Here is a 26192-nt window from a genome sequence, read left to right on the forward strand (position 1 = left end):
TTTTCGGGTGGTGTATCTCACGGTGAGAGCACCCTGACCCGCCGTGGTGATCCCGGCGGGCCGCTCCGCGGGCTCGGCCCGAACCCGTTTCCTCGCGGCCCGATTCCGGTCGGTAAGGTACACGGATGGCGAACGTAAGGAAGCAGATTCTCACCGAGTTCGGCGTCAAGGCGACCATCGTCCCCGAGGTCGAGATCAGGCAACGGGTCGACTTTCTCAAGGACTACCTGCGGTCGACCCCGGCCAAGGGTTACGTGCTCGGGATCAGCGGCGGCCAGGACAGCACGCTGGTCGGCAGGTTGTGCCAGCTCGCCTGCGAGGAGCTGCGCGCCGAGGGGCGTGAGGCCACCTTCGTCGCGGTACGGCTTCCCCACGGCGTGCAGGCCGACGAGCACGACGCCCAGATCGCGCTGGAGTTCATCCGGCCCGACCGGTCGATCACGGTGAACATCAAGCCGAGCGCGGACGCCGTCTCCGCCCAGACGGCGCTCGGCCTGCGGGAGCTCAAGGGCGACGGGTTCGAGCTGAGCGACTTCGTGCGCGGCAATGTCAAGGCCCGCGAGCGCATGGTGGTCCAGTTCGCGATCGCCGGGCAGCTGGGCCTGCTCGTCGCGGGCACCGACCACGCGGCCGAGGCGGTGACCGGCTTCTACACCAAGTACGGCGACGGCGGCGTGGACGTCACCCCGCTGACCGGGCTGAACAAGCGTCAGGGCGCCGCCCTGCTGCGGGAGCTGGGAGCACCGCCGAGCACCTGGGAGAAGGTGCCGACCGCCGACCTGGAGGAGGACCGGCCCGCCCTGCCCGACGAGGTGGCGCTCGGCCTGACGTACGCCCAGATCGACGACTACCTGGAGGGCGCCGAGATCGCGCCGGAGGCGGCGGCGAAGCTGGAGGCGCACTACCTCGCGACCCGACACAAGCGGACCGTTCCGGTCGGCCCGTCCGACGACTGGTGGCGGACCACGGACGCGTGACCGTCGGCGGTCCTCGTTGCGTACGGCGCACCCTGTCGCGCCGTACGCTTTACGTCCGCCTGCCTATCCTCCTGAGATGAGGGGGGCGGCCGTGTACGACTTCGTCATCGTCGGGGGTGGTTCGGCGGGGTGCGCGCTCGCCAACCGGCTGTCGGCCGACCCCGCCAACCGCGTGCTGGTGCTGGAGGCGGGCCGCCCGGACCATCCCTGGGACGTCCTCATCCACATGCCGGCGGCCCTGCCCTTCCCGATCGGGAACCGCTTCTACGACTGGAAGTACGTCTCCGAGCCCGAGCCGCACATGAACGGCCGCCGGATCTACCACGCCCGGGGCAAGGTGCTGGGCGGCTCCAGCAGCATCAACGGGATGATCTTCCAGCGGGGCAACCCCCTGGACTACGAGCGCTGGGGCGCCGATCCGGGGATGGGGACCTGGGACTTCGCGCACTGCCTGCCGTACTTCAGGCGCATGGAGAACTGCGTGGCCGCCGACCCCGGCGATCCGATGCGCGGCCGGGGCGGGCCGCTGGTGCTGGAGCGCGGGCCGGTGCGCAACCCGCTGTTCGGGGCCTTCTTCGAGGCGGTGCAGCAGGCCGGGCACCCGCTGACCGACGACGTCAACGGCTACCGCCAGGAGGGCTTCGCCCGCTTCGACCGCACCATCAGCGCCGGACGACGCCTGTCGGCCGCCCGTGCCTACCTGCACCCGGTCGGGAGACGCCCCAACCTGGAGGTCAGGACGCGGGCGTTCGTCACCCGGATCCTCTTCGAGGGCGGGCGCGCCGTCGGCGTCGAGTGCGGCGGCCGGACGGTCCGCGCGGGCGAGGTGATCCTGTGCGGCGGCGCGTTCAACTCCCCGCAGCTGCTCCAGCTCTCCGGGGTGGGGAACGCGGCCGAGCTGGAGGCCCTCGGCGTCGACGTCGTGCACCACCTGCCGGGCGTCGGCGAGAACCTCCAGGACCACCTGGAGGTCTACATCCAGTACGCCTGCGGGCGGCCGGTGTCGCTGCAACCGGCGATGAGGTGGCGCAACCGGCCGTGGATCGGCGCGCGCTGGCTGTTCCTGCGCAGCGGTCCCGGCGCGACCAACCACTTCGAGGCGGGCGGCTTCGTCCGGAGCAACGACGAGGTCGACTATCCCAACCTGATGTTCCACTTCCTGCCCGTCGCGGTCCGCTACGACGGCTCCGCGCCCGCGGGCGGGCACGGCTACCAGGTGCACGTCGGGCCGATGTACTCCGACGCGCGCGGCTCGGTGAAGATCACCAGCACCGACCCCCGGGTGCACCCGGCGCTGCGCTTCAACTACCTGTCCACCGCGCGGGACCGGCGCGAGTGGGTGGAGGCCGTCCGGATCGCGCGCGACATCCTGAACCGGCCCGCCATGGACGCCTTCAACGCCGGGGAGATCTCACCCGGCTCCGGGGTCGAGACCGACGAGGAGATCCTCGACTGGGTGGCCAGGGACGGGGAGACCGCGCTGCACCCCTCGTGCACCGCGCGGATGGGCGTCGACGCCATGTCCGTGACGGACCCGCTCTCCCTGCGGGTGCACGGCCTGGAGGGACTGCGTGTGGTGGACGCCTCGGTGATGCCGTACGTGACCAACGGCAACATCTACGCGCCGGTCATGATGGTGGCGGAGAAGGCGGCCGACCTGATCCTGGGCAACACCCCGCTCGCGGCCGAGCACACGCCCTTCCACCGGCACCGCGGCGAGCCCGCCCGCTGACCGCGTCCGCCGGCCGCGTCCGCCGACCGCGTCCACTCACCTCGGATGACCGCGCCTGCCGACCCCGCCCCGTGATCCCGCCCGACGGCCCCGTCCGGCGGTCGGACGTCGGTATTTTCCCCCTTGAGGGATATATAGCGTTAATGAGTGATTCAGGTGGTTTTGCAAGGGTCCACGGGTAGCCGGAGCGCTCTCTCCGGCGGGGATGGAAAGGCACACCATGGGCCACGGGCACGATCACCCTCACGATCACACTCATGCTCACCCGCACGACCACGCTCACGGTGCCGGGCACGCCCTCGACCAGGGCGACACGGCGCCGATCGTCGACCTCTCGGTTCCCGACGCCGAGCTCTCTCCCGGCCAGCTCTCGCGGCGCCAGATGTTCCGCCGCGCGGGACTGCTGGGCGCCGGCCTGAGCGCGGCCGGCGTCCTCGGCGCGCAGGGCCAGGCCGCCGCGGCCGCCACCGGCACGCGGACCCCGCACGGCCCCGAGCCCCGCGACGGCTACCTCTGGCTCGCCGGCGACCACCACATCCACACCCAGTACAGCTCCGACGGGATCTACAAGGTCAGCGACCAGGTCCGGCACGGGAACGCGTACGGGCTGGACTGGATGGTCATCACCGACCACGGGGGCGCCACCCACGCCAAGATCGGTGTCGACAAGGTCAACCCCGACATCGTCGCCGCGCGGCAGGCCGTCAGGGACACCCTGGTCTTCCAGGGACTGGAATGGAACATCCCGGGCGCCGAGCACGGCACCGTGTTCGTGGCCCCGGGCCGGGGCGAGGCGGCCACCCTCAAGGAGTTCGAGAACTCCTTCGACGGCTCGGTGAAGGGCGCCTCGGCCTCCACCCCGCAGAACGAGGCCCTGGCCATCGCCGGGCTGAACTTCCTGGCCGACGCCGTCAGGCGCCGTCGCGTCGGGGACGCGCTGTTCCTCGCCAACCACCCCTCGCGCAAGGGGCTCGACTCCCCGCACGAGATCCGGGGCTGGCGCGACGCCCAGCCGGACATCGCCGTCGGCATGGAGGGAGCGCCGGGCCACCAGGCCGCGGGCATCCCCAAGCCGCACGGGCCGGGCGGCGGACGCGGCTTCTACGACAGCAACCCGGGCGCGGACTCCTTCCCCGCCTACCCCGCCGAGAGCTACAAGACCTTCGGCGGCTTCGACTGGATGACCGCGACCGTCGGCGGCCTCTGGGACAGCCTGCTCGCCGAGGGCAAGAGCTGGTGGATCACCGCCAACTCCGACTCGCACTCGGTCTACGCCGACACGACCGACCGCGGGCCGGGCGGGGACTTCAACGCCGACGGCAGGTACGAGGACCCCGTCTACCGGGGCACTCCCAACCTGACGGCCGGTGACTTCTGGCCCGGGTACTACAGCCGCACCCACGTCGGCGCCAGGAACTTCTCCTACACCGCGGTCATGGACGCCATCCGCGAGGGCCGCGTGTGGGTGGACCACGGCGGCCTCATCAGCGGCCTGGTCGTGCGCGCGCGGCAGGCCGACAGGGGACAGCGCGGCGTCTCGCTCGGCGACACCCTGCACATCCGCAAGGGCGCCAAGGTCGAGCTCAACATCGAGATCACGCTGGCGAACCGGCCGAACTGGGCGCAGTACGTCCCGGCCCTGGCCCGCGTGGACGTCATCCAGGGCGACGTCACCGGACCCGCGTCCGACCGGGACGTCTTCACGACCCCGGCCACCAAGGTCGTGACCTCCTTCGAGGTCGGCAAGAACACCGGGACCGTGAGGTTCACCTACCGGCTCGGCGCCGTCGACCGGCCGGTCTACGTGCGGCTGCGGGGCACCGACGGCAACCGCAGCGCCCCCGGGCTGCTCGGCGCGGCGATCGACCCGGCCGGACCGCGGATCGACGTCTTCGGCGACGCCGACCCGTGGAAGGACCTGTGGTTCTACAGCAACCCGATCTGGGTCGTGCCGCGCGGATGATCATCGGCCTCGACGGAGGCTCACGGACGGTCGCGGAGGCCGAGCACCTTCTCCACCGGGTGGTGGAGACGCTCGGCCTCCCGGACGGCATCGTGGGCTGCACGCACTTCGTACGCGTCGCGGACGGCACGCCGCACGTGGCCTGCTCGCTCGCCGTCCGGGAGACGATCGACCTCGCGGCGCTCCCCGACGGGGTGGGGGCCGCGTCCGGCGAGGACCGTACCGGGCCCGAGGAGGCGGCGCGGGGCGCCGCGCTCGCCGCGGCCGCGCACGCCGCCGGGTCCGGAGGGCGCCTGGTCGTGTACCCGGGCCGGGCGGAGCTGACCGGCACGCTCAGCGTGGCCGAGATCCTGGCCCGTTCGGCGATCGACCGGGTCGCCGTGCTGGCCCAGGCCGAGGAGCCGTCACCGGACACCCTCGTCACGACCGGCGACCACGTACGGCCGCAGCTGCGCGACGGGCGTGTGGTCCTGCTGACCATGCCCGCCGCGGACGGGCGCCTCATGCCCGCCGAGGTACGCGACCCGACGCCCTGCTGCGCCGACCACGGCTGAGACGGCGCGCCCGGGGCCGTGAACCGCGGGCCCGGCCCGGGGTCCCGGATCGAGGTCCCGGATCGGCGGGCGACACGGCCGATCCGGGGTGCCCGCCGATCCGGGATGCCCGGTGTCACGACCGGCCGCTCCCCGGTGTCACCCCGGGTCCGGGGACCACGGGAAGCCGGCCAGCTCCTCCACGGCCGTCTCCAGCGCGGCGTCGACGCCGTGTTCCACCATGGCCCGGTAGGCCGGGTCGCCCGCCGCCGCGGTGCGCCGGATGCCCTCCGCCGAGGCGCTCACCCGCCGGCGGACGGTGTCGACGAACTCCCCGGCCGGTCCGCTCCAGCCGTAGGCGTCGAGGAACAGCCGCAGCCTCCGGGGCCTGTCGGCGAACGCGGTGAAGCCCTCCGCCGCCACGACGTGACGGGCGTGCAGCGGCACCCAGGCGAAGGCGGTGAAGGCGAGGTCCCACTCCGGCGTGACCGGAGCGGCGAAGTCCCAGTCGAAGAAGCCGACGAGGCGCCCGTCGGCCCGGGCCGCGTTGTAGGGAGCGGCGTCGTTGTGGCCGACGATCATGCCGGGCCGCCAGACGCCCCCCTCGCGCCAGACCGCGTCCGCGGGAGGGACGAAGCCCGCTACGGCGGCGTGGAAGTCGCGAAGCCAGCGGCCCACCTGGCGGAGCGCGTCGTCGCCGTGCACCCAGCCGGGCCACGGCCGTGCGGTCCCGACCACGTCACCGGGCAGGAAGGAGAGCACCTCCCGGCCCTGCTCGTCGAATCCCAGCGCCCGTGGGGCCCCGGCGAAGCCGACGGTCTCCAGGTGCCGGAGCAGCGCGTGCACGGAGGGCGTCCAGGGGCCCGGGACACGGCGGACGGTGTCACCGACCCGGACCGCTCCGCCGGTGTTCCCCCCGGGGAGTCTGTGCTCTTCGACCATGGTTCCATCCTGGCGCGCGGAGCGACCGGGTTCCACCGGGATCTCACGGCCTCACGCCGTCGGGGAACCCGGTCCAGCGCAGGTCGGCCGGGAGGTGGCCGGTGTCGTTGAACATCACGAGCGTCGGCGGCAGTTCGGGGCGGTAGTCGATGACCGTCAGCGCGGCGTTGGCGCTGTTCAGGCCGAGCCACCGGGAGGGCGGCGCGTCCAGGGCGTGCCGTACCAGCCACGCGATCGGGTAGGCGTGCGTCACCAGCACCTCATGGGTGTCGCGCCGGGCGCCCGCCGCGGTCGTGCCGGGGGGCCTCGCGAACCGGGCGACCAGGGCGTCGGCGAGCCTCAGGCCCGCGGCCGCCTCGGCGTCGTCGTAGCCGTCGAAGAATCCGGCCCAGGACGGGGGCGTCTCGGCCGCCCGGGGGACGTAGGGCACGTGGTCGACGAGTTCGGCGGCCTCGGCGACGGGCGCGTTCCGCAGGTGCCGGGCGAGTTCGTGCGCGCTGGCCGCGGCGCGCGGCAGCGGGGAGTGCCACACGGCGTCGATCGGCAGGCCGGCGAGCCGTTCGCCCAGCAGGCCCGCCTGCCGGTGGCCGATGCCGGTGAGGTTCCCGAACGCGTCGGCCGCGCCGTGTCGTGCCAGGTAGAGGTGTCGTGTGGTCATGAGCGGCCGGGGAGCGGTGCCCGCGTCGGCCCGCTCCCCGTCTCCTTCCGGTCCGAGGGCGGGGTGGGTGACGAGGGTGCGGTTCCCGGGTGACGGGGGTGCGGGTGCGGCTCCGGGGGGACGGCCCGGGTGACGGCTTGCGGGGGACGGCTCCCCGGCCGGGCAGGGCGGGGGACCGATCACGTGCCGGCCGCCGTGACGGTGCCGGCGGTGCCGTCGACGGTGACGGTGCCGCCGTCGTGGAGCGTGCCCGTCGCGTCCGGGACGCCGAGGACCGCGGGGATGCCGTGCTCGCGGGCGACGATCGCGGCGTGCGAGAGCACGCCTCCGGTCTCGGTGACCACACCGGCCGCGATGCGCAGCAGCGGCGTCCACGCGGGGTCGGTGAAGGGGCAGACGAGGACGTCGCCCGGGTGCACACGCGCGAAGTCGCCCAGGCCGCGGACGATCCGCGCGGGACCGGTCACCACCCCGCGGCTGCCCGGTGTCCCGGTCAGCGTGGGCGCGGCGGCCGGGGCGCGACCGGCGGGCGAGGGCCACTCCGGGAGCGCGGCGGTGACCGGCCGTGCCTGCAGGACCCACGGGCGTCCACCGGCGATCGCCCACTCGACGTCCTGCGGTCCACCGCGTACGGCGGCGATCTGCCCGCCCAGCCCGGCGAGGAGGACGGCGGTCGCGTCGTCGATCACCGGCCGGTCGCGGTCGCGGGCGGGCACGTCGGACGTGACGAGCCGCCTGCCGTGCCGGTCGAGGCGGGTCCGTTTGCGCGCGACCGTGCGGATGACCGACCCGTCCCCGGCGACGCGGTAGGCGTCAGGGGTGACCGTGCCGCCGACGACGCTGGGGCCGAGTCCCCAGGAGGCCTCGATGCGGACCGGATCGTTCGGGTCGGCGGGGGTGAACATGACCCCGGACACCTCGGCGTCCAGGTGGCGCTGCACGAGGACGGCCATGGCGAGGTCGGCGAAGGGCGGGCCGCCGCGACCGGAGCCGCCCGGGTGGCCGACGGTGCGCGGGCCGAACAGTGAGGCCCAGCAGGCGCGTACGGCGTCGGTGACCGCGCCGGCTCCGCGTACGGCGAGAAAGCTGTCGTGCAGGCCGGCCGCCGATGCGCTGCCGGTGTCCTCGTGCGCGGCGGACGACCTCACCGCGACGGACGGATCACCGAGCCCGTCGAGGGCGCGCCCGAGCGCGCCGGCCAGGGCGGCGTGGACCGGGCGGGTCCCGATCGCCCGCCGCACGACGTCGAGACGGTCCGGCCCGCCGGTGAACCGCTCCGGGTCCGGGTCCGGGTCCGAATCCAGGTCCGGGTCCGGGTCCAGGTCCCGGACGGCGGCGCGGTAGGCGGCGCGGTAGGCGGCGAACGGCACGACGAAGCCGTCGGGGACCGGCAGTCCCGCGCGGAGCAACGCGCCGAGCGCACCGGCCTTGCCCCCGCACGTCCCGGTGACGGCCGACCTGAGGGGTACGATCATCCATCCCACCTTTCAACAAAATATTGACAACAATTTCTTGATTGTGGATCATGGAGGGCATGACGCGCAAGCAGGACATCACTCGCACCGGGCGCGCGGACCACGCCCAGGCCGACCGTGAGCACGAGGCGGGCGAGCGCCTTCTGCGCCTGGGCGCGGACGCGCTCGACGCCCGTCCGTGGCGCCCCCCGCCGGCCCCGCCGTCGGCGGTCGACCTCGTCCAGTTCGCCGTCTGGCGCAACGCGGACCTGGACCCGGAGGACGTCCTGAGCGCGCTGGCCCTCCTGCCCGCCGCGCACGCCGAGGTCGAAGGACTCGAGTCCGCCCTGCTGTTCATCGCCCGCGACGCCGGGCTGACCTGGGCACAGATCGCGAGCACGATGGGGTTCAACTCCCCCCAGGCGTGCCAGCAGCACTACACCCGCCTGGCGGCGCGGCGGGACGGCGGCTCGTGACGCGCGACTCCCCGCCCGGCCTGCTGGTCCTGCACGCGGTGCGCGTCCTCGGGTTCGCGGACACCCCGGCGGTCGCTCGGCGGTACGGGCTCGACCCGGCCCTGACCGAGGAGCTGCTGCGCGACGCCGAGGCGCACGGACACGTCGGGTACACCTCCTTCGGCGGCACCGCGGGCTGGTCGCTGACCGAAACGGGCCGGGCCGAGAACGAGCGGCTGCTCGCGGCCGAGCTCGCACGCGCCGGCGGCGCCGACGAGGTCCTGGACGTCCACCGCGCGTTCCTCCCGCTGAACGCCCTCCTGCTGCGGGCCTGCACCGACTGGCAGCTCCGGCCCGTCGCCGGCGACCGGCTCGCCGTCAACGACCACGGCGACCCCGCCTGGGACGCCAGGGTCCTCGACGAGCTCGCCGGCATCGGCCGCGCGCTCGTACCGCTGGCCGGCCGGCTCGGGAACGTCCTGAGACGGCTGGGCGGGTACGACACCCGGTTCGCCGCGGCCCTGGCGCGCGCCCGGGCCGGGGAGGGCGCCTGGGTGGACCGCACCGACGTCGACTCCTGCCATCGCGTCTGGTTCCAGCTCCACGAGGACCTGATCGCCACCCTCGGCCTCGACCGGAACGCGCGCTCCTGACCCGGCCCAGGGCTGCTCCTCCTTCGTCGCGACCGGTCGTGACGTCGGACGACACGGATCGGCGGCGCTCGTCCCCGTGCGGTCGTCGCCGGTCTTGTGAGCCGGGAGAACGCGAGCGACGGCACGTCGACGAAGGGTGCGGGGGCTGAGGAAAGTTGACGCTCCTCCCTCGGCTCTTGTAGGAAGGGGATCATGCAGGAAAGCGCTATCCGATCGCGTACAGCCGGAGGTCCCCCGATGACGAGCCGTCCCGGAGCCCTCCGGGGCCGTGGCGCCCGCGCCGCGGCCGGTTGAGCGGTGCCGTCCGACGCCGCCCATGACCACGCGGACCCGCGCCGCCTGCGGCACCTCGGGGAGTTCTCCGGGCTGGCCGACATCGCCGCCGCCCAGCGCGGCCTGTTCCCCCCGCCGGGCCCGCGGCTGAGCGAGCGGGCGCGCGACGTCCTGGGCGTGCTCGACCTGACCGCGTCGAGCGTGCGCACCGAGCGCACCTGGACGTCGGGCGACCTGTCCGGCGAGGAGGTCTCCTGGGACGTCGGGTTCGGCCCCAGGACCCGTGCCTACGTGTTGCGTCCCCGCGAGGCGGGCGGCGCGGCGCTACCGGGCGTCGTCGCGCTGCACTGTCACGCCGGGATGAAGTGGGCGGGCAAGGAGAAGATCGCCGACGGTCCGCAGGGGCCCTCACCGGAGGTGGCGAGGCTGCGGGCCGCGATCTACGACGGCAGGGCCTGGGCGGGGGAGCTGGCCCGGCGGGGGTTCACCGTGCTGGTGCCCGACGTGCTGGGCTGGGGCAGCCGCAGGATCCCGCTCGCCGACATGCCCGAGAACGTCGCCGGCGCCCCCGGCGACGATCCCGGGCTCGGAGAGGCCGACCGCTACGACGCCGCGGCCGGGCGGTACGAGAACGTCCTGGCCAAGTACTGCACGGTGCTCGGCACCTCCTACGCGGGCGTCGTCGCGGGGGAGGACCTGGCCGCGACCGCCTACCTGCGCTCGCGTCCCGACGTCGGGCCCGTGGGATGCGCCGGGCTGTCGGGCGGCGGGCTGCGCGCCACCCTGCTCGGCGCCTTCGACCCCGGCGTGCGGGCGGTCGCCGTGGTCGCGATGATCTCTTCCTACCGGGACCTGCTGGACGGGTACGTCGCGCGCCACACGTGGATGCTGTACCCGCCGGGGCTGTCCCGGCTCTGCGACCTGCCCGACCTGGTCGCCTGCGCCTTCCCCCGGCCCCTGTTGGTCTGGTACGCCGAGCACGACGAGATCCTCCCGCCGAGCGGGATGCGCCGCGCCCACACGATGATCGCGGCCCGCTACCGGAGTTCCCCGCGGGAGTACACGGGCGTGTTCGCCGAGGCGGGACACGCCTTCGGTCTCGGCGCGCAGGAGCGGGTCTTCGGCTGGCTCTCCTCACACCTGGACGCGGGCGGGGACGTGCCACGGTAGCGGCCGACGACGACCGGGGGCGGGCGGTTACGGGCGGGGGAGGCCGGGGGGCGACGCGGGGGTCAGCCCCTTCCGGGAAGGGCCGCCTCCGGCCGGCCGGGCCGGCCCGGCCGTACCCGTTCGGCCAGGAAGTCCTCCCAGGTCCGGGTGCCCAGGGCGGCCCCCCGGAGGGTGAGGTTGTCCCCGGCCCGGTAGGCGCGTCCGGCCTTTCCCGGCATCCGGACCGGCACCGTCGGCCGGCGCCCGCCGCGCGCCCTCAGGTACCCGCGGCTCAGCTCGTCCAGCCCGTACACCCCGGGCCCGGCCAGGTCGGGCACCAGGCCGGCCGGCTCGCCGAGCGTCAGTTCCGCCAGGTGGGCCGCCACGTCGCGCGCGTCGACCGGCTGGAACCGGAGCCCGCCCGGGATCGGTATCACCGGCAGCGCCGCCATCTTCCGCACCACGTTCAGGACCAGGTCGTGGAACTGGGCGGCCCGCAGCGTCGTCCACGGCAGCCCGGAGCCGGCCACGGCCCGCTCCGCGTCCAGCTTGGACCTCATCCAGGCCAGCGGAACCCGGTCCGCGCCGATGACCGAGATGTACACCAGGTGCCGCGTCCCTGCCCGTGACGCGGCCCGGACCAGGTTCCGGGTCGCCTCGTCGTCGCCCTTGGGACCGCCCGCGAGGTGCAGGACGATCCCGGCCCCGTCGACCGCGCGCCCGACGCCGTCGCCGGTGAGCAGGTCGCCGGTGACGTACTCGACGCCGTTCCCGTTCTCGTGGTCGTGCCTGCTGAGCACCCGCACCTCCCGGCCCGCGTCCCGCAGGAGCGGCACCACGAGGCGCCCGAGCGTGCCCGTGCCACCGGTGATCAGAATGGGTGAGGTCATGTGGTCTCTCCGAACTCGTCGTTCCGGGAGTTCGTCCTCCCGGTCACATCGGCGGGGTCGCGCGTGTCTACCCTTACGACCCCACCCGAGGAAGGAACGTGACACGGTGGACGAGCGCGAGTGGCTCAGCGAGCGGTTCGAGGAGCACCGGGCCCGGCTGCAGGCCGTGGCCTACCGGATGCTCGGCTCGGTGAGCGAGGCCGAGGACGCCGTGCAGGACGCCTGGCTGCGCCTCGGCCGCGCCGACACCGGCGAGGTGCGCAACCTCGGCGCGTGGCTGACGACCGTGGTGGCCCGGGTCTGCCTGAACGTGCTGCGCTCACGCGAGCGGCGGCGCGAGGACCCGCTCGGGGTGCGCATGCCCGACCCGATCATCGGCCACGAGGACGGGACCGGCCCCGAGGGGGAGGCGGTGCTGGCCGACTCGGTCGGGCTGGCGCTGCTGGTGGTGCTGGAGACGCTGACCCCGGCCGAGCGGCTCGCGTTCGTGCTGCACGACATGTTCGCCGTGCCGTTCGAGGAGATCGCCCCGATGATCGACCGGTCCCCGGCCGCGGCGCGGCAGCTCGCGAGCCGCGCCCGCCGCCGGGTGCGGGGACAGGCCCCGGTTCCCGACCCCGACCTCGCCCGTCAGCGTGACGTCGTCGACGCGTTCTTCGCCGCCGCCCGCGACGGCGACTTCGGCGCGCTCGTCGCCGTGCTGGACCCCGGCGTCGTGCTGCGCTCCGACGGCGGCGCCGCGCGGGCCCGGCACACGGTCGTGATCACCGGTTCCCGGAACGTGGCCGAGCGGGCGCTCACCTTCGGGCGGCTCTTCCCGCTCGCGCGACCGGCGCTGGTCAACGGGGCCGCCGGGGTCGTCGTCGCCGCGCACGGCAGGCCGCTGTCCGTCATGGCCTTCACCGTCACGGGCGGGAGGATCCTCGCCATCGACGTGCTGTCCGACCCGGAACGCCTGGACCGGCTCGATCTGGCGGTCCCCGGGGCCTGAGCACCCGCCGGCGGGACGTCCTCCGGTACGGGCAGGCGGGACGTCCCCGGTGCCCGTAGGCGGGACGTCCCCGTTACGCGCAGGCGGGAGGTCTCCCGGTGCGGGGGGGGGGGGGGGGGGGGGGGGGGGGGGGGGGGGGGGGGGGGGCGGGCCCCCCCCCCCCCCCCCCCCCCGCCGTCATCCAGCACCACCGCGATCGCCTCGGCGACCCGCGGGTCGGCCTGCAACGCTCGCTCCACCTCGGCGAGTTCGATGCGTACGCCGCGTACCTTCACCTGGTCGTCGCGACGCCCGGTGAACACCAGGTCCCCTGCCGCGGTGTATCGGACGAGGTCTCCGGTGCGGTACCAGCGGGTGCCCTCACGGATGACGAACCGTTCACGAGTGAGCGCCGGATCGCCGAGGTAGCCGCGTGCGAGGCCGATACCGCCGAGGAGGAGCTCACCGTCGGCCTCGGGCGGGCATGGATGCCCGCCTGCGTCGAGGACCAGGGCCCGCAGCCCGGGCAGGGGGCGGCCGATGGGTGGTGCGGCGCCGGTGACGGGTCCGGTCACCTCGTACGCGGTGGCGTCGACGGTCACCTCGGTGGGGCCGTAGATGTTGAACAGCCGGTGCCCCTGCTGCCAGGGCCGCCACGCGTTGACCCGGGCGGCCGGTAGGGCCTCGCCTGCCAGCAGGACGGCCTTGAGGGCGGGCAGGACGGTCTGGCCCGCAGCGATGCGCTCGGCGCAGTGTTCCACGACCGGGGCCCACAGGGAGGGTACGGAGTCCCAGTGGGTGATGCCCTGTTCGGCGAGCCAGCCGTACAGCTGCGCGCCGTCGACCCGCACGGGCTCGGGCACCGGCAGCAGGGTCGCCCCGGCCGACCAGGCGGAGAAGATCTGCTGCACCGAGGCGTCGAAGTGCAAGGAGGCGTTCTGGGTGACCCGGCTGCCCGGTCCGAGGTCCGCGGTACGGGCCACCCACCGTGCCAGATTGACGGCGCCGCGATGCTCGACGAGCACGCCCTTGGGCACTCCGGTGGAACCCGAGGTGAAGATCGCATACGCCACGTCGTCCGGCTGCGGCGAGGCGCGGAACCCGGCTGCGGGCAGCGTGTCGTCGGCCTCGGGCAGCGCGTCGAACTCCGTGAGCCGCCCTGAGCCGACTCTGCCGCGCTGGAACGGCAGCGCACGGTCGAGGAGGAGCCCGGCGATCTCAGAGAGGCCGAGCGTGGCCCACCCCTCCGCGTCGGTGACCATCGCCGCCAGCTCCGCCCGCCGGGTGATCTCGCGCAGCCGCCGCACCGGTGCCCCCGGGTCCAGTGGCACGTAGGCCCCTCCCGCGGCCAGTATCCCGAGCAGCACCGGGTAGACGGGCAGTGACCGGTGTGCGACCACACCAACGCGTAAGCCCTGTCCCGTGCCGGTAGGCAGTCCGGCCGCCCAGCGCGCCACCCGGGCCGCCGACTCGGCCAACTCCCGGTATGTCAAAGCCACACGGCCCACGCGTACGGCCTCGGCCTCCGGTGTGCGTGCCACCTGCTCGAGCACGATCCGCACCAGGGTGGTATCGGTGTCCCAGAGGGGCGCGGGACCGTCCAGTCCGCCGGGAAAGACCCGTCGGTCGGCCTCGGTGCGCAGGTCCCAGCGGGTGAAGTCCAGATCCGTCATCGCTCGATTCCCCGTCGGTTCGGCAGTGGCTGGTCGTCCGGCGCGCCGGTCCCGGCGCCTTCGGTGCTCTTGGTCACGTGGCAGGCGCGCAGAGCGCGCCCCATGAGGGCGTACACGGCGAGGCAAACCAGCACGGCCTCGAAGAACAACACGGTGCCCCAGGACCCCCACCGGTCGAGGAGGAAGCCGGTGAGGGCGTAGCCGAGGGGCAGGCTGCTCTTCGACAGGAAGGTCATGAAGCCCTGCACCCGGCCGAGCTGGGCGCTGTGGACCTGGCTCATCAGGTACTTCATCTGAATCACGTTGAGTACGGCGACCTGGAAGGCGACCGCTCCCCAGACCAGGCCGATGCCCCATCCGGGCAGGTCGACCAGGAGCAGCGGGAAGAGCAGCGCGGTTAGCCAGTGCTTGCCGACCACAGCGGCCCGCAGCCCGATACCCGCCTCGATGCGCGGGGCGAGCGCCGCACCGAGCAGGCTGCCCACGCCCGCGGCCGTGAAGACGGCGCCCACCTCGAAGCCGGACGCGCCGCTCTCCTTGGCCAATACGATCAGCAGCAGCCCGATCCCGGCGAAGAGGAAGTCTCCCACGGCCGTCAGCAGGGTCAGGGTGCGCACCAGTGGCAGCCGTGCGGTGATCCGCATGCCGGCGGTCAGTTCGCGGCGCCAGCGCAGCGGCTCAGGAGTGCCCTCGGGCCCGAGCCGCGACCTGATCGCCAGAATGGCTGCGGCGATGGCCACGAAGGAGAGTGCGTCAAGGAGGAACGGCGCGGCAGGGCTCATGCTCTCGAACATCAGGCCTGCCAGCGGCGGTGCGATCAGCGCCGAGGTGCCGAAGATCGTCTCGCTCTGGCTCGCCGCCTCGCCCAGCTTGTGGGGACCGGTGATCCCGGGCAGTGCCGCGGTGTCCGCGATGCGGTACGCCGTTGCGGCCAAGCTGTTGACGAACGCGACCACGTACAGCTGCGGCAGGCTCAGCCCGTCCATCAGGTAGGCGATGGGCACGGTGGCGATCGAGGCCGCGCTGAGCAGGGAAGCCGTGATCATCACCAGCCGCCGCGAGACCCGGTCGACCAGCATGCCGAGCGGCAGGCTCAACAGCAGGGGAGGGATCGACTCGACGCTGCCGACGAGACCGGCGTGGAGCGGGGAACCGGTCAGCAGTAGCACCATCAGCGGCAGGGCGACGGCGGTGACCTCGTCGCCTACGGCGCTGAGCATGGTGCCACCCCACCAGAGCCGGAAATCGCGGTTGCGCCGTAGCGACGCGGGCTTCTCGTCGATCGCTTCGCGGTCGGACGGAGCCTTGTGCTCCGCAGCTCTGCCCGAAGGCGTCGAGGTCATCGTGTTCCCCAGCGCCGACCGTGCGCGTGCGCACCGAGTTCCTCGGTGAGAGCGGCCAGACCGTGCTCTAGCTGCGCGCGCGGGCAGGAGAACCCGATGCGCATCCGGTCGGCGTACCCGAAGACCTGGCCGGGGACCACCAGCACGCCGTGCTCGGACAGCAGCCTTTCGCAGGTGCCGGTGACGTCCGGGTGCGCGTTGAAACGAGGGAAGGCCGTGACCCCACCGCGCGTGACGGGGCACTCAATGCCCCCTTCGCTCGCCGCAACCCACTGCAGCAGCAGTTCCCGGTTGCCTCGCGCCTCGGCCAGCCGTGGCGCGATCAGGGCGTCCGCGTGCTCCACGGCGACAGTCGCGATCCGTTCGGTCAAAGGAGACAGGCTGAGCGTCAGGTAGTCCCGGATCCGTACGAGTTCATGGGCCAGGCCCCGGGGGACGACACACCAGCCGACCCGCAGTCCCGGCAGGCCGTACGCCTTGGACAGGGTGCCGAAGGACAGGACGCGGTCGAGGTCGCGGGACGGGTCCGCAAGCGGTGGATGGTCATAGACGAGATCGGTGAACGCACCGTCCCACATCAGGGTCGCTCCGCTGCCCGCCACCAGGTCGAGCAGATCCGCACGACCTTGCGGATCTAGGCAGGAACCGCTGGGGTTGTGCGGGAAGTTCACCACCACGAGACGCGTGCGCCCGCCGAGCACCGCCCGCAGATCGGCCAGGTCCGGCACGAAGTCGTTCTCCGGCCGCAGCGGCCAGGGACGCAGCACCGCGCCGGCCGCGGTGGCGAGGGCCGACAGCGAGTGGTAGGCGGGCATGGTGACGACGACCTCGTCCCCGGGGCTCACTAGTGCGGTGAAGGCGAGAAACAGTGCCTCGCTGGAGCCGTGGGTCGTCATCACGACATGGCCGGGGCCGGGACGTACCCGGGCCGCCACGGCGGCGCGCAGCCGCTCGTCGCCCAGCGACGGGCCGTCACGAAACATCAACCGGTCCAGCTCTGCGGTACCGAGCAGCGCGGGGTCGAGGGCGCGAAGTTCTCCGAAGGTGTAGTTGTGCACGCCGCTGCTGCTGATGTCGATCTTCGCCTGGAAGTAACGCTCGCGCAGCCAGTTCTCCAGGGGCGCCGCAGGCAGCGTAAGCGGGCCGGTCACCGCTGCCCCAAGATCCGCGAGTCACCGTCGGCCCGCACCTGGCGTGACCGGTGCAGGTCGCGGGTGACGTTGATGCGCTTGAGCCAGCGATCCCGGCCGTCGTACCGGGGCTGGAAGGCACGCCTGCCGTGCACCGCCCTGCGGTTGTCGATGAAGGCCACGTCGCCCACGTCGAGCACGAGCTCGTACAGGGCCGTATCGATCAGCTCGCGCAGGGTCTCCAAGGCCACCGCGGCCTCCTCATCGCCCTCGACGGGCGCGCTGAAGTCTCCATCGATCCGCAGGTCGGGAGCGGTATGGTGACCGGTGAGGATCGCCACCGGTTCAGGCTGGTCGGCAGCCCGGACGATGTCGTCGAACTCCGCCCATGTCCGCTGTACCGCGGAGTTGTTGGCAGGCAGATGGGAGTCGTCGGGCCGGATCAGGAACCGCTCCTGGAAGAGCACGTCGAGAGTCCGCTCGTCCAACTCGTCCACAGGGGCGCCGGCCAGTGTGGTGGCCACCCGATCGGGGTTACGCAGCGAGAGCAGGCCTACGTAGTCGGCTCGGTAGGGCGAGAAGGCGTCCTCGGTGTGCCAGCCGAGCTCTTGCCGGCTGCTGGAGCTGACCAGGGTGTGCTCCCCGCCTTTGATCGGTAGGACGTCGGTGACGATCCGACCGTCCTGCTGGGTGGCCCAGCCGAAGACGTCACCGAGCAGTCCCGCGTAGAGCGTGAGCAGGAAGGAGAGCGGACGTGAGCCGGGGGTGCGGGCGCTGCGCCAGTGAGCAGGGGTGGGACCGAGCGATACGTCGTCGACGAGGTTGCCCCGTACGACGAGGGCGTGCGGCCGCTCATCCAGACGCGCCCGGGTCATGAACGTCCGCAGCCGCCTGGGCAATTCGTGGGCGATGACGGGGGCGTCGAGGAGGAAGTCAGGAGCGTCGGCATCGTCATAGCGCTGGGCGCATCGAGCTGCCAGCGCGGCGGCGGCCGCAGCTTCGTCAGGGGTCAACCGTAACTCGTTCCACGGCCGGACAGGTGTGGCGACCGGGTTCGGCGGCGTGATGCCGTGGTCTGTCGTGGGAAGGTCGGTCATCGCGATGCATCCTCCTCGGATGGCGCGCTGGGGATCGGGGTGATGTCGTCGACCGGCTCGAAGCCTGAACAGGCAGCTCCCATGCGGTGTCGCAGCCGGTACGCCTCGGCGGGCAGGCCCATCCGGTCCAGCCATGCCGGGTGATAGAGGGTGGGACCGTAGTGGTCGCTCAGGTCGGGGCACAGGCACAGAGCGTGCTGTACCTCGGGATGGCGGTAGAGGTACTCCAGACAACCCGCCAGCACCGCGCCGCTGGAACCGCCGACCGCGATGCCGGTGTCCGCTCGCAGCGTGTGGCAGCAGGCCACGGCCTGCCGTTCGTCGACCAGCAGCACATCGTCGGTGCTGGTGGCGGTGAGGAACGCAGACCGCCGGCTGGCGCCGATGCCGGTCAGGATGCGGGGACGGGGCACTCCTCCGAACACGGTAGAACCCTTGACGTCCACCGCGACGATCAGCAGCCCGGGCCGGGTGCGCCGGAAGTGGCGGGAGAGCCCGGCGAGGGTACCCCCGGTGGAGACCCCGGCGAAGAGGGCCTGTGCGCCGTCCGTGGCCTGCGCGTCGAACTCGGGGGCGGTCCAGGTCTCGTGGATGTGCCAGTTGGCGTCGTTCTCGTACTGGTTGGGCCACACGGCGTACGGCAAGTCCCGCACTAGTTCACGCACCCGGGCTAGCCGGTCCTGGAGGTGGGTGGTGGCGTCGTCGGGCGTCCTGACCCAGTCCAGTTCCCCGCCGTTGGCCTCGATGGCCTGCTGGATGACGGGGGACTGCCTGTGATCGACGACGGCGATGAAGCGCAATCCCAGGTCCCGGCAGATCGCGGAGAGCGCCAGTCCGAGGTTGCCCGAGGTCGATTCGACGACGGTGGCACCGGGGACGGTGAGTTCACCGGCCACCGATTGGATCAGGCTGAGCGCGGTGCGGCCCTTGATCGACCGCCAGGGCGAGTGGCCCTCCAGCTTGAGGGTGATGGTCCTGGGAATGCCGGCGATCTCGACCCGGACCGTGCGGACCGGAGTGATCGGATAGGCGGCCATGGCACGGCCAATGTGTTCCAGTACGGGATTGCCGGATGCCGGTGGGTGGCAGGGGGTGCCGCCATGGGTGGCCGCCGCTGCCGATGGCGGCGAAGTGGGTGGCATCTCCTCGCCCTCCTTTCGATCCTGCACGTACGGGTGAAGGTTCTGTCCTGGGGATGATGCGGTGCGTCGGTCTTGGGGCGACGAGGCTCAGCTCTGTGGGTCCAGCGGGACGTCGACGTCGGCGAGGAGACCCAGCAGGACCGTCTCCCACTGGTTCCTGATGCGGGTCATTCGGCTGTGACCGAACCGCGCGAGCTGGTGCTCGAAGACCCCGACCAGCCCATCGCGGGTGTCGAACACCTCAAGGAGCAGGCCGAACTTGGCCGTGCCATTGAACACCGGCTCCAGCGGGGTAACGGCGATGTCGTCGAGGCGTGGGAGGGTGCGGGAGTCCAGGTAGGAGAAGGCGATGTCGCTGCCCGGACCCCGACCGGCGCCACGCTGCCCGCTCAACTCGTCCACGATCGCGTCGAAGGACACGTGGGCGTGTTCGAGCACCCCGCGCCAGGTCTCGTCCAGGGCGGCGACGGCCTGCCGTGCCGTCAGCCCTGGCCTCCGGCGCAAGCGCAGCGGTACGTGGTTGATGAACAGGCCCACGATGTCGGCCACTCGCTGGTCGGCGCGGCCCGCGACCTCGACACCGATCACCTGTTCCGCGGGGCCCTCGGCGGTCACGGCGATGGCGAAGGCCGTGAGTGTGAGCATGAACGGTGTCACACCCAGCTCGGCGGCGACGAGCCGTAGTTGCTCGGACAGCTCGGCACCGAGACGCACGGCTCGGCTGCCGCCCGCCCGGTCGGTGTCCGCGTCGCCCGCCGGGCCGACACCGGGCGGAAGGCCCGCCAGTTCCTGCCGCCAGAAGGCCAGGTGGGGCCGGTAGGTGCCTGCTGCGGCGCGTTCACTCTCCCACCAGGCGTAGTCGGTGAAGGTGAGCCGCACCGGCGCAAGCCCCGGGTCGCCGCCTGTGGCGTGCTGCCGGTACAAGGCCTCCAGATCCCGCCACAAGATGTCGAAGGACCAGCCGTCGACGATCAGGTGGTGCGCGGTGAAGACGAACACCCACTCCTGGGCACCGGTTCTCGCCAGGAACACCTCCACCAAAGGACCGTCCAGCCCGAAGATCCTGCAACCGGCCTGCTCCAGCAGTTGCTGCACCGCCGCCTCACCGGCTCCCCGTACATCGGTCCTCGACAGCCGTACGGTCACCTGGTCGTCCACGGCCAGTTCGGGATCCTCACCGCCCACGATCCGTGTGCGTAGCGCTTCGTGACGAAGCATTAGATCTTGCAGGGCCGCCTCGAAGGCCGCCTCGTCGAGCGGACCACGCAGCCGGAATGCCTCCGGGACGGTGTACGCGGCGGTACCGGGCCACAACTGTTCGTCGATCCAGACCCGGCGCTGTGCTGCGGACAGCGGTGCGCGGTCGGTGCCGCGCGGCCGCAGACCGGTGTCGTCCCCCGGCGCCCGGTCGCCGACCGGCTCGGGCAAGGCAGCGGCCAGGTCGCGCAGCACCGGGTGGCGCAGGAACAGCAGCAGTGGCGCCCTGATCCCCAATTCCGCGTGGACCCGGGCGGACAAGGTGGCCACGAGCAGCGAATGACCGCCCAGACCGAAGAAGTTGTCCTCAGGGCCGACTTCGTCGATGTCCAGCAGCTCTCGCCAGATCCTCGCCAGAGCCTGCTCTCGGGGCCCGCTCAGCGTCGGTGGCACCGTGTCGCCAAAGCCGGAGTCCGTGGCGGTGCGCGCCTCCCACGGGTCGGGCAACGCCGCGCGGTCCAGTTTGCCGTTGATCGTCAGCGGCAGCGCCTCCACTGTGACGACGGCGGTGGGCACCATGTAGCCCGGCAGCAACTGCGCCAGCCTCGCACGCAGCGCCTGATCGGGGCCGTGTGGCGGGTGGGCCCGCACCGCGTAGGCGACGAGGTGCGCAGCCTCGGGGCTGTCCGGCCTGCGGACCACGACCACGGCGGCGGTCACCCCCGGCTGCTCGCACAGCACGCTCTCGATCTCGCCCAGTTCGATGCGGTGGCCGCGCAGCTGGACCTGGAAGTCGCTGCGGCCCTGAAAGTCCAGCAGTCCTTCCCCGGTGAACCGCCCCAGGTCGCCCGTGCGGTACATCCTGGTGCCGGGTGGTCCATAGGGGTCGGGCAGGAAGCGGTCGGCGGTCAGCGCCGGTCGGCCCCGATAGCCCCGGGCGACCGGGTCCCCGGCGACGTACAGTTCGCCCACCGTCCCGCGCGGCACGGGGCGCAGCTCCTCATCGAGGATGTACACCCGCGTGTTGGGGAAGGGGCGGCCGATCGGCAGCCGTTCGATGTCAGTACGGCCCCGGACGTCGAAGTCGGTCATCTCGACCGTGGTCTCGGTGGGGCCGTACATGTTGCGCAGCTCCGCACCGATCAGCTCCAGGCAGCGCCGCGCGGTCCGCACGGGCAGGGTCTCACCACTGGTCATCACCTGGCGCAGGGTGGGACAGTGTCCCGACCCGTCGAGCGTCTCCAGCAGGACGTGCAGCATGCTGGGCACGAAGTGGACGACGGTCACCTGCTCCCGTTCGATCACTTCGATCAGGTAGTCCGGGTCGGCGTGCCGCCCGGCCTCCGCGACGACGAGCGTGGCGCCCGTGCTCAGGGCCCAGAAGACCTCACGCACGGACACGTCAAAGGAGAGTGGCGATTTCAGCAGCAGCCGGTCGTCGGGAGTGAGCCGGAACTTCTCTTGAAGAGTCGTGAGATAGTTGACCACGCTGCGGTGTTCGATCATCACACCCTTAGGGCGGCCGGTGGAGCCCGAGGTATAGATGACGTACGCGAGGTCCTGCGGGCGCGGTGCCGGTTCGAGGCGCGTGGCCGGGAAGCGGCTCAACGCCTCGTGGTCGTCGACGAGGAGAACGGTCACGTCCGGCAGCTCCGGCAGCGAGACGGCCAGCTGCCGTTGGGTGAGGAGGAGGCGGGCTCCGCTGTCGGAAACAAGGCCAGCGATCCGCTCGGGCGGGTTGTCCGGCTCGACCGGCACATAGCCACCGCCCGCCTTGAGTACTCCGTACACGGCGGTCAGCACATCGGCGCTGCGGGTGAGGCACAAGGCGACCGGTGTATTGGCGCAGACACCGTGCTCGCGCAGGGCATGCGCGAGGCGGGAGGAGCGCTCGTCGAGATCCCCGTAGCTGAGAGTGGCGACCGTATCGGTGGCGTCCCGCCAGGTCAAGGCGGTGCGCTGAGGGGCCAGAGCCACCTGGCGGGCAAACATTTCCGTCAGTGAGAGATCGTTCGGCAGCGGCCGCGCAGGGCCCTCGCCCAGGGCCAGGAGCGAATCCAGCGCGGAGCCGGACAGCAGGGGCAGCCGGGCCGCCTCAGTACCGGGGCTGTCCGCCGCGGCGGTCAACAGGGTTTCCAGTTGCTCCACCCAGCGCTGCACGGTCGTGTAGTCGTAGACATCCGTGCTGAATTCGATGCTCAGGGCCATGCCGTCATCGGTCGGTGGCCGGAAGGTGAACAACGCGTCGCACTGTGCGGAGCCGTCGTCGGTCTCCAGCGCGCGCACCGACAGACCGGGCAGGTCCGGCACGTCGGGGAAGTCGTCATACAGCGCGATGATCTGAAAGACGGGGGTGCGGCGCGCGTCGCGGCGGATCCCCAGCTTCTCGACGACCCGGGCGAAGGGCACGGCTGAGTGGTCCATGGCGTCGAGCAGGCTCTGCTCGGCGCGCTCCACCACCGTGGCGAACGGGGTATCAGGGTCGATCGGCCAGCGCAGCGCCACCGAGTTGAGGCACAAGCCCACGAGGTCGTCCAGCTCGGCGTCGAAACGACCGGCGACCGCACTGCCGATCACCACGTCCTTGTGACCGCCCGCCCGGTGAAGCAAGATGCTCAACCCGGTGAGCAGGACCACGAACGGCGTCGTGCGGTGCGCGGCTGCGAGCGCACGCACGGCGTCGGAACCACGAGGTCCGAACGCCGACCGCAGGGTCGCACCCCGCCCTGTGCGCTGCACGGGCCGGGACCTGTCCAGGGGCAGGGTGACCTCCTCAGGGACGCCATGCAACGCGGTGGTGAAGTACTCCAGGTCCCGGTCGGTGACGCCGTCGCGCTCGTTGCGGCGTTCGATGTCCACATAGCGCTGGTAGCTGACGACCGGCCGCCGGGGTGCGGGCTCTTCGGTGGTCCGGGCTCGGTAATGCGCGGCGATGTCCTCCAAAAGCACCTCGGTGGACCAGCCGTCCGCCACGATGTGATGTAGGACGATCACCAGAAGGTGTTCCTTGGCGCCGAGGGGCACCAGCACCGGGCGAAACAGCGGTCCGGTCACCAGGTCGAGGTCGGCCGTCTGTTCGGTGACCACCCGTCGCACCACCTCGTCCGGGTCTCCGCCCGGCTCCGGTGGCGCATGGCGCAGCCGTAATGCCTCGGCCGGTGTCTCGGCCCGCACAGGAGCACCGCCCCGGTCGGGAAAGCATGAGCGAAGCGAGTCGTGCCGCCGTACCACCGCGTCGACGGCCCAGCTCAGCGCCTCGGTGTCCAGGGCGCCTGTGATGTGCAGGGCAAGGGTGATGGCGTACTCGGCGGGGGTCTCGGAGATCTGCGCCAGCAGCCACATGCGGTGTTGGGCAGCGGACAGTTTGCTTGTCGAAGCGATCTGCGCGCCACCCCCGAGGGGGTCGGCGGACGTGGAGCGTAGGGCGTCAGCCAATTGGGCCGGGGACTGATGCTCAAAGACCGCGCGTACGCCGATCGTTGTGCCCAGGGCCGCGCGCAACCTTGCTACGAGCCGGGTCGCATGCAGTGAGTTGCCACCCCTGTCGAAGAAGTTCTCGTGCGGGGCGACAGGGGTGCCGCCCAGGACGTCGGCTGCGGCTTCGAGGACGGTGCGCAGGACGGGGTCGGCGCCCTCGGGCACGACCGATGCCATGGGCATGTCCTGCCGGGCGGCGAGTTCGGCCAGCACGTTCCGGTCGGTCTTGCCATTGGGGGACAAGGGCAGGGTGTCCAGCGGGATGAGCCGCGCGGGGACGAGAGCGGCTGGCAGCCGCTGTGCGAGGAACCGGCGCAGCTCGTGAACGTCGGCCATCGCGCCGGTGAAGAATCCGGTCAGGACCGCCTCCGTACCGCTGCCCGCCGTGACGACGGCGGCCAGGGAGACCTGCGGATGGGCGGTCATCGCCGCCTCGATCTCGCCGGGCTCAATCCGGTGACCGTGCAACTTCACCTGATCGTCGATGCGCCCCAGCAGTCGCAGCTCGCCGCCGTCCTCCACGCGGCCGAGATCACCGGTGCGGTAGAGCCGACTACCGGGAGGTCCGTACGGGTCGGGCAGGAAACGCTGTGCGGTCAAAGCTGCACGCCCGTGGTACCCCCGGGTCACGCTGGCCCCGCCCAGGTAGACCTCTCCCACCTCGCCCGGAGGCAGCCGCCTCATCTCGTCGTCCAGGACATACGCGGTGGCTCCGGCCATGGGACGGCCGACCAGCACCGGCGTGTCCGAGCGGTCCCGTGGTGCCGTCCACCACGTGGAGTCGACGGAGACCTCGGTCGCTCCGTACAGGTTCACCAGGTCGCATGGGAGACGGTCATGCACATCGGCCACCAGCGCGGGGTCGAGCGCCTCTCCGCTGACGAAAATCCGGCTCAGCCCGGCGCACCGCCGGGGATCGAGTCCGTCCACGAAGGTCCGCAGCAGCGAGGGCACCATGTGAAAAGACGTCACTCCATGCTCAGCTATCAGCCCACTCAGATAACGAGCGTCCGTGTGGCTGCCCGAGCGGGGCAGCACGGTGGCGCCGCCGGTTAGCAACGGCAGGAAGATCTCATACACCGAGACATCGAAAGAGAACGAGGTGACCTGCAGCATCCGGTCGTGTGGCCCCATCGGAAAGTGCCGCAACATGCCCAGCAGATAGCTGACGATGCCACGGTGCTCGACCATCACCCCCTTGGGCAATCCAGTGGAGCCCGATGTGTAGACGACATACGCCAAGTTCTCGGGCCGCGTAGCTGACTCGACCGGCGTGACCGAACAGTGGTCAGACGTCACGGTCTCGCTCTCGGCTTCTCGGTCCACCTGGAGCACCGAGACCCGCCCTGCCCCATCACGTAAATCCTCCGGCAGCCGAGCACGCAGGACCTGGCGCAGTACGACGGCTCGTGCCCCTGAGTCGTCCAGCATGTGGCGAATCCGCTCAGCGGGATAAGCCGGATCGACGGGTACGAACGCACCTCCCGCCTTGAGCACACCCAGCAGCGCAACGACCAGCTCGGGATCGCGTTCCAGCATCACTGCGACGGGAGCCTCATCTCGGATCCCGAGGGCCCGCAGTCGATGGGCGAGCCGCGTACTCCGTTCGTCCAGCTCGGCATAGGTCAGCAGCCCGTCGTCGTGGACAACGGCGGTTGCCCGGGGTGTTGCGGCGGCTTGAGCGCCGACGAGCTCGTGCAACGTCGCGTCGTGGTCAACCGGGCCAGCCGGCGCCGTGGCAATCGATGCGGTCAGGGAAAATGGGTGACGTACGTCATCTCTGGATTCCATACAGGGAAACTCCCGGCACTGGGCTCGCTTACTGCAACCGTTCCATGGTGCGTATGCCAGGGAATCTCAATCAATTGTTCTTTCGTCGCTGCGCGTACCGGCTCCTTCGATGGTCCAGGCCCCACTACTTTGGTGGCAGGACGGACTCCACCGAGAGGACCAGTGCTCTTCTGCTATCAGGAGAATCGGTCGAGGAGCACCTTCCCCGAATTCTACCGTTGACGGCGGTTTAATTAGCATGTCGCCGGGACTAAGCAATGATATAAACCTGTTTATTTGTCGAAACCGAGGAAGTGGAATATGTGCAGAGTGGTTGATAACTTCGAAGCGGATTTAAAGTACTTAGAACATGACTGCGTGCGACTGCTGGAAGCAGCACATGTTTTCCTCGCGCGGTCCAAGAGAGGCCAGTGGATTCGGTCTAACGACCTCGTGCATGATTAGCCGTGGCCTTTGAGGCCCTGGCTCGTTGGGCCAGACGTGGTAAGAACACTCGGACGGACGATCATCCTGGAGAACCGGCGGATCACGGGCCTGTCGGCTGAGGTGATCGCGGAACTGGTGACCGAGATCGGACCGCTGTGGCAGGCCCGGCACCTGGGCCCTCACCCCGATGTGTGGACACCTTGAGTGCCGGATGATGAAAATCCGGAGACAAGGAGTTCCACGTGGCGATGAAGTCGTATCCGCCGG

The 26192-nt window shown here is 71.6% G+C and carries 17 protein-coding genes and 1 pseudogene; 8 read left to right on the forward strand and 10 right to left on the reverse strand.

Annotated elements, in window-relative coordinates; translation table 11 throughout:
- Positions 1–125 precede the first annotated feature (125 nt).
- From nadE to ACIBCT_RS30955, 4 genes are all read left to right on the forward strand, one after another.
- Positions 126–977, forward strand: coding sequence for an ammonia-dependent NAD(+) synthetase (gene nadE / locus ACIBCT_RS30940; protein WP_399194578.1), 852 nt, complete (start codon positions 126–128; stop codon positions 975–977).
- Between the two features lie 76 nt (positions 978–1053).
- Positions 1054–2709, forward strand: a complete 1656-nt coding sequence (gene betA / locus ACIBCT_RS30945) for a choline dehydrogenase (protein ID WP_399194580.1) — start codon at positions 1054–1056, stop codon at positions 2707–2709.
- Between the two features lie 205 nt (positions 2710–2914).
- Entirely contained in the window at positions 2915–4672 is a 1758-nt protein-coding gene (locus ACIBCT_RS30950; RefSeq protein ID WP_399194582.1) for a PHP domain-containing protein, read from the forward strand.
- Positions 4630–5226 (forward strand): hypothetical protein, encoded by a 597-nt coding sequence (locus tag ACIBCT_RS30955; protein ID WP_399194584.1) that lies wholly within the window; start codon positions 4630–4632, stop codon positions 5224–5226. The genes ACIBCT_RS30950 and ACIBCT_RS30955 overlap by 43 nt, the downstream gene beginning before the upstream one ends.
- A 138-nt stretch (positions 5227–5364) precedes the next feature.
- Here the strand turns inward: ACIBCT_RS30955 and ACIBCT_RS30960 are convergent, their stop codons facing one another.
- From ACIBCT_RS30960 to ACIBCT_RS30970, 3 genes are all read right to left on the reverse strand, one after another.
- A complete protein-coding gene (locus ACIBCT_RS30960; RefSeq protein ID WP_399194585.1) occupies positions 5365–6147 on the reverse strand; it encodes an aminoglycoside phosphotransferase family protein in 783 nt (260 codons plus the stop codon).
- A 43-nt stretch (positions 6148–6190) separates the two neighbouring features.
- Positions 6191–6805: a histidine phosphatase family protein gene (locus ACIBCT_RS30965; RefSeq protein ID WP_399194587.1), complete on the reverse strand. Its 615-nt coding sequence runs from the start codon at positions 6803–6805 to the stop codon at positions 6191–6193.
- 179 nt (positions 6806–6984) lie between these two features.
- Positions 6985–8280 carry a PEP/pyruvate-binding domain-containing protein gene (locus ACIBCT_RS30970; protein ID WP_399194589.1) on the reverse strand — a complete coding sequence of 432 codons (1296 nt, stop codon included), beginning with the start codon at positions 8278–8280 and terminating at the stop codon, positions 6985–6987.
- A gap of 59 nt (positions 8281–8339) precedes the next feature.
- On the opposite strand from ACIBCT_RS30970, the gene ACIBCT_RS30975 reads away from it, so the two are divergent.
- The 3 genes from ACIBCT_RS30975 to ACIBCT_RS30985 all read left to right on the forward strand — a co-directional run bounded on the left by ACIBCT_RS30975 (position 8340) and on the right by ACIBCT_RS30985 (position 10810).
- On the forward strand, positions 8340–8735 hold the full coding sequence (locus ACIBCT_RS30975) for a DNA-binding protein (RefSeq protein WP_399194591.1): 396 nt from the start codon (positions 8340–8342) through the stop codon (positions 8733–8735).
- Positions 8732–9367, forward strand: coding sequence for a transcriptional regulator (locus ACIBCT_RS30980; protein WP_399194593.1), 636 nt, complete (start codon positions 8732–8734; stop codon positions 9365–9367). Before ACIBCT_RS30975 ends, ACIBCT_RS30980 begins: the two co-directional genes overlap by 4 nt.
- Before the next feature lie 297 nt (positions 9368–9664).
- The gene (locus ACIBCT_RS30985; RefSeq protein WP_399194595.1) at positions 9665–10810 is read left to right on the forward strand and encodes an alpha/beta hydrolase family protein; all 1146 of its coding nucleotides are present in this window, start codon (positions 9665–9667) and stop codon (positions 10808–10810) included.
- A gap of 62 nt (positions 10811–10872) precedes the next feature.
- Here the strand turns inward: ACIBCT_RS30985 and ACIBCT_RS30990 are convergent, their stop codons facing one another.
- The gene (locus ACIBCT_RS30990) at positions 10873–11679 is read right to left on the reverse strand and encodes an SDR family oxidoreductase (RefSeq protein WP_399194597.1); all 807 of its coding nucleotides are present in this window, start codon (positions 11677–11679) and stop codon (positions 10873–10875) included.
- A 106-nt stretch (positions 11680–11785) separates the two neighbouring features.
- On the opposite strand from ACIBCT_RS30990, the gene sigJ reads away from it, so the two are divergent.
- The gene (gene sigJ / locus ACIBCT_RS30995) at positions 11786–12670 is read left to right on the forward strand and encodes an RNA polymerase sigma factor SigJ (protein WP_399194599.1); all 885 of its coding nucleotides are present in this window, start codon (positions 11786–11788) and stop codon (positions 12668–12670) included.
- A 254-nt stretch (positions 12671–12924) separates the two neighbouring features.
- Here the strand turns inward: sigJ and ACIBCT_RS31000 are convergent.
- The 6 genes and pseudogenes from ACIBCT_RS31000 to ACIBCT_RS31025 form a co-directional block, all read right to left on the reverse strand.
- A pseudogene (locus ACIBCT_RS31000) lies at positions 12925–14322 on the reverse strand (amino acid adenylation domain-containing protein); the annotation flags it as partial.
- Positions 14319–15665 carry an MFS transporter gene (locus tag ACIBCT_RS31005; RefSeq protein ID WP_399194601.1) on the reverse strand — a complete coding sequence of 449 codons (1347 nt, stop codon included), beginning with the start codon at positions 15663–15665 and terminating at the stop codon, positions 14319–14321. The gene ACIBCT_RS31005 and the pseudogene ACIBCT_RS31000, both read right to left, overlap by 4 nt.
- Positions 15662–16816, reverse strand: a complete 1155-nt coding sequence (gene vioD / locus ACIBCT_RS31010) for a capreomycidine synthase (protein ID WP_399194603.1) — start codon at positions 16814–16816, stop codon at positions 15662–15664. Before vioD ends, ACIBCT_RS31005 begins: the two co-directional genes overlap by 4 nt.
- On the reverse strand, positions 16813–17808 hold the full coding sequence (vioC, locus tag ACIBCT_RS31015; RefSeq protein WP_399194605.1) for an arginine beta-hydroxylase, Fe(II)/alpha-ketoglutarate-dependent: 996 nt from the start codon (positions 17806–17808) through the stop codon (positions 16813–16815). The genes vioD and vioC overlap by 4 nt, the downstream gene beginning before the upstream one ends.
- An 80-nt stretch (positions 17809–17888) precedes the next feature.
- Positions 17889–18929: a cysteine synthase family protein gene (locus ACIBCT_RS31020; protein ID WP_399194607.1), complete on the reverse strand. Its 1041-nt coding sequence runs from the start codon at positions 18927–18929 to the stop codon at positions 17889–17891.
- Positions 18930–19121: 192 nt separating this feature from the next.
- Positions 19122–25499, reverse strand: coding sequence for an amino acid adenylation domain-containing protein (locus ACIBCT_RS31025; protein ID WP_399194609.1), 6378 nt, complete (start codon positions 25497–25499; stop codon positions 19122–19124).
- Positions 25500–26192 lie beyond the last annotated feature (693 nt).

The sequence above is a fragment of the Streptosporangium sp. NPDC050855 genome, assembly GCF_044456585.1.
Taxonomy (GTDB): Bacteria; Actinomycetota; Actinomycetes; order Streptosporangiales; family Streptosporangiaceae; genus Streptosporangium; species Streptosporangium longisporum.

What these genes read in the sequence shown, in the direction of transcription:
- nadE (WP_399194578.1), top strand. Translation starts at nt 126, where the DNA reads ATGGCGAACGTAAGGAAGCAGATTCTCACCGAGTTCGGCGTCAAGGCG.
- betA (WP_399194580.1), top strand. Translation starts at nt 1,054, where the DNA reads ATGAGGGGGGCGGCCGTGTACGACTTCGTCATCGTCGGGGGTGGTTCG.
- ACIBCT_RS30950 (WP_399194582.1), top strand. Translation starts at nt 2,915, where the DNA reads ATGGAAAGGCACACCATGGGCCACGGGCACGATCACCCTCACGATCAC.
- ACIBCT_RS30960 (WP_399194585.1), bottom strand. Translation starts at nt 6,147, where the DNA reads ATGGTCGAAGAGCACAGACTCCCCGGGGGGAACACCGGCGGAGCGGTC.
- ACIBCT_RS30965 (WP_399194587.1), bottom strand. Translation starts at nt 6,805, where the DNA reads ATGACCACACGACACCTCTACCTGGCACGACACGGCGCGGCCGACGCG.
- ACIBCT_RS30970 (WP_399194589.1), bottom strand. Translation starts at nt 8,280, where the DNA reads ATGATCGTACCCCTCAGGTCGGCCGTCACCGGGACGTGCGGGGGCAAG.
- ACIBCT_RS30975 (WP_399194591.1), top strand. Translation starts at nt 8,340, where the DNA reads ATGACGCGCAAGCAGGACATCACTCGCACCGGGCGCGCGGACCACGCC.
- ACIBCT_RS30990 (WP_399194597.1), bottom strand. Translation starts at nt 11,679, where the DNA reads ATGACCTCACCCATTCTGATCACCGGTGGCACGGGCACGCTCGGGCGC.
- ACIBCT_RS31005 (WP_399194601.1), bottom strand. Translation starts at nt 15,665, where the DNA reads ATGACCTCGACGCCTTCGGGCAGAGCTGCGGAGCACAAGGCTCCGTCC.
- ACIBCT_RS31020 (WP_399194607.1), bottom strand. Translation starts at nt 18,929, where the DNA reads ATGGCCGCCTATCCGATCACTCCGGTCCGCACGGTCCGGGTCGAGATC.
- ACIBCT_RS31025 (WP_399194609.1), bottom strand. Translation starts at nt 25,499, where the DNA reads ATGGAATCCAGAGATGACGTACGTCACCCATTTTCCCTGACCGCATCG.